At 29.6% G+C, this 3015-nt stretch carries 3 protein-coding genes; 2 read left to right on the top strand and 1 reads right to left on the bottom strand.

Features of this window, described 5'->3' with window-relative positions; translation table 11 throughout:
* Positions 1 to 75: 75 nt before the first annotated feature.
* Positions 76 to 774: a helix-turn-helix domain-containing protein gene (locus tag F3G98_RS10085; protein WP_107969402.1), complete on the bottom strand. Its 699-nt coding sequence runs from the start codon at positions 772 to 774 to the stop codon at positions 76 to 78.
* 116 nt (positions 775 to 890) lie between these two features.
* Between F3G98_RS10085 and F3G98_RS10080 the strand changes: the two genes are divergently transcribed.
* The gene (locus F3G98_RS10080) at positions 891 to 1127 is read left to right on the top strand and encodes a DNA-binding protein (protein ID WP_103567046.1); all 237 of its coding nucleotides are present in this window, start codon (positions 891 to 893) and stop codon (positions 1125 to 1127) included.
* Between the two features lie 31 nt (positions 1128 to 1158).
* On the top strand, positions 1159 to 2589 hold the full coding sequence (locus F3G98_RS10075) for an AAA family ATPase (RefSeq protein ID WP_149726125.1): 1431 nt from the start codon (positions 1159 to 1161) through the stop codon (positions 2587 to 2589).
* Positions 2590 to 3015: the final 426 nt, after the last annotated feature.

Genomic DNA, 3015 nt, shown 5'->3' with positions numbered 1-3015 from the left:
ATTTTGACTTTTATTTAAAACATGGGGGCAAGCCCCCAAACCCCAGACAAATAAAGAGAAAATAATTTTTTAAAATCACTCTTCAATATATTTAGGTTGATAGTTCTTAAAAATGTTTATGACGTATCCTAAAATTTCTATTTTATTAAGTTCATTTTGAGAAAGTTCAATATTGGAGAAATCATCTTTGCTTGAAAAAAACTTAAGGTTTTGATTAAAAGGGTTTATACGGCAATACTTAATTAATACCTCATTATTAACTCTTAAAATCAAGAGGGCATTATCTCTTGGGATGTTATCTCTTACAATAATTAAAATATCTCCATCTGTTGCGAATGGAGCTGCCTTATTGTTTGTTACGGTAATAAAATTATAGTCATATGGCTTTGATAGATTAAATAGTTTTGAAAGAATTTTAATACTTTGTAAGTAAGGATCAATGCTTTCTTTTTGGTTTGCAAAATCGTATAGATCATCATAAATTGTGCAAATGCTTTCAGAATTAGCTCTTATTTGAAGCTTACCATTGTCAGTTTCAATATTATATTTGCTAATTGCAGTAGCTATATCGATATCTGTATCAAAGTAGTCAATTCCAAAACCAGTAGCTTCAGCAATCTTGTATTTGACTTGTATGGGAAGTGGGTTTATATTATTTTCATAAGAATTTACCCTAACTCTACTTATTCCGATCTTATCACCAAACTCACTCTGAGTAAGTCCATAGGCATTGCGTAATCTTCTTAGTTTGTCACCGCATCCATTTGTTTTCATAAATTTCCTTTTTTTATTTATTTTAGCAAATCTAAAGTTATTTGTTAATGTATTAAGAGTAGTATAAGGTTGTGAGATATAAAATGATATTAGATTTTTTAGGAGGTTGTCTTTTTATGATTGATGTAGTAGATGAAAAAATAGAAAAAAAGAATGAATTTATTACTCCAGAGCAGTTCGAGGAATTATTTGGAATAAGCATAGATAAACAAACTAGGCTTAGATTTAGTGTAAATTATACTGAGAAACGTAAAGCAAAGATCCCTCCTTTACCATATATCAGAATAGGTAAAAGAATATTATATAGACTGGAGAGTGTAAAAGAATGGTTAATAGAACAGGAAAGAAGATAATGATTTGCAGTAAAAGAAAAAAGGTTGTGATATGAAGCGGAACCACCACCATAGCACAACCCACAAAAGCACTGATATTCTATCAAATAAAATCATAAATGTCAAGGAATTCACTGCTTTGGATATTGAAAATGCTAATTTTGAATGGCTGATACCGAATTTCCTTTCAAAACAGAGCTTAAATATGGTATATGCTGGTGCTGGTGCAGGCAAGAGCATGTTTGCTATCCATCTTTGTAATTACTTAGTGAAAAACAATGTTAATCTAGATGAAATTGTTTATATGGATGCTGATAACGGCATTGATATATTACAGAGTAGGCAAGTCGATAAAATTATGGATAATAGCAATGGAAAAATAAAATATATTCTCTCTAACAGCTCGCATAGATTTACTATATTTAAAAAGTTAAACAGAGAATTTAAAGCAGGTGAAATAAAAAATCGACTTATTATTATAGATAGTATTAGAAATTTTATAAAAGGTAGTCTAAGTAAAGACGATAATATTACAAGATTTATGGCAGACCTGCAAGGATTGAGAGACAAGGGCGCTACCATTATATTCCTCCACCACCAACCTAAGCAGGGGATGGATAAAAACGATGAGAATTATAAAGGCGCTACAGCCTTTATGGATAGTGTTGATGAAGCTTACTATTTACAAAACGAAAGTGACAGCTCTATTTCTATCAACAGCAATGAAATGATTATTAGCTTAAAACCAAAGAAAAAGAGAAGCCATACAAAAGAGATGGTTGCTTTAATCGATACTAGGGAACTAGACCTAAAATTTATTGAAGATGATTTTATTGGGCTAAGTGACAAAGAAAAGATATCTTTACAACTGGCACAAGAAATTATTGATCAAAAAGGTGAAATTTGCCAAAGTGATCTTGCAATAGCTATACAAAAACTTGCAAATAAAAACTATTATGAAACGGTTGGACGTAATACGCTTTGGAAATTATTTGACAAATTTGATGGAAAACTTTTTGATATTAAACGATTAAGAGGATATAAAAATTGTAATAAAAAGGTATTTGTGAGCAGAATAATGAATAAAACACCAAAATCTGAACAAGTAAATTTCGACGTTCATAAAATTGAAGTATCAACCAATGATTTTGAAAGCGCAAAAGTGGCCAATAGTAACCAGCTCTCTATAAACAAAAGCAATTTAAAGTTTTTAACTGCCATTCCTGTTAATATTGAGCCTATATCTAATGTTGATCAACATGGGTATTCAACAATACGAGCATCTGTAGGAGGCTATTGTGTAGATATTGAAATAATAAATAACGATCTTGATCCGCTCGTAAATGAGTTAAAACAATGTATAAAGGACTATGATAAGGAAAATTCGTATCCGACGTTTTTTGGCGGTGATGAACTATTAAATATTTTATTAAAGATTAAGACTATCAATGAATTAAAAATAGTTTTAAGAAATGATGGCTAATGATTGATTTAATAATTGATATCTTTTTTATTGGTTTTTCAATGATCGTAATAGTATCGTTTTTAGCCTTACTTGCTTTGGGTTATTTTGATACAAGTAAAGAATAAATCAAGAAAGTTATTTAAAAATGATTATTGTAACTAAAGATACAACAAATACGACTATAATGAAGTTGGCTTTAGAGGCTCTTGAAAAACATAAATAAGTAAGGCAGAGGAGTTTATAAATGTTTATATACATAATAGAACTTTTAGGAGCATTTTTTATATTTTACGGATTTTTTCAATTTAAAAAAAATACCGATAGCTCTAGCTACAAGGCAAGATGTTTTATTACGTTAGGTGGTGGGCTATTATTTATTATTATGACTACACTTATGACTTTTCCTGATTATCTTGACAAAGTAAAATTCTAACTATTTATAGA

The organism is Campylobacter concisus, from assembly GCF_902460895.1.
Lineage (GTDB): Bacteria > Campylobacterota > Campylobacteria > Campylobacterales > Campylobacteraceae > Campylobacter_A > Campylobacter_A concisus_BC.
This window is presented reverse-complemented; position numbering and strand designations above follow the sequence as displayed.

Bases quoted from the DNA above. Each gene is read 5' to 3' on its own strand.
- F3G98_RS10075 (WP_149726125.1), top strand. From the start codon at position 1,159: ATGAAGCGGAACCACCACCATAGCACAACCCACAAAAGCACTGATATT.
- F3G98_RS10085 (WP_107969402.1), bottom strand. From the start codon at position 774: ATGAAAACAAATGGATGCGGTGACAAACTAAGAAGATTACGCAATGCC.
- F3G98_RS10080 (WP_103567046.1), top strand. From the start codon at position 891: ATGATTGATGTAGTAGATGAAAAAATAGAAAAAAAGAATGAATTTATT.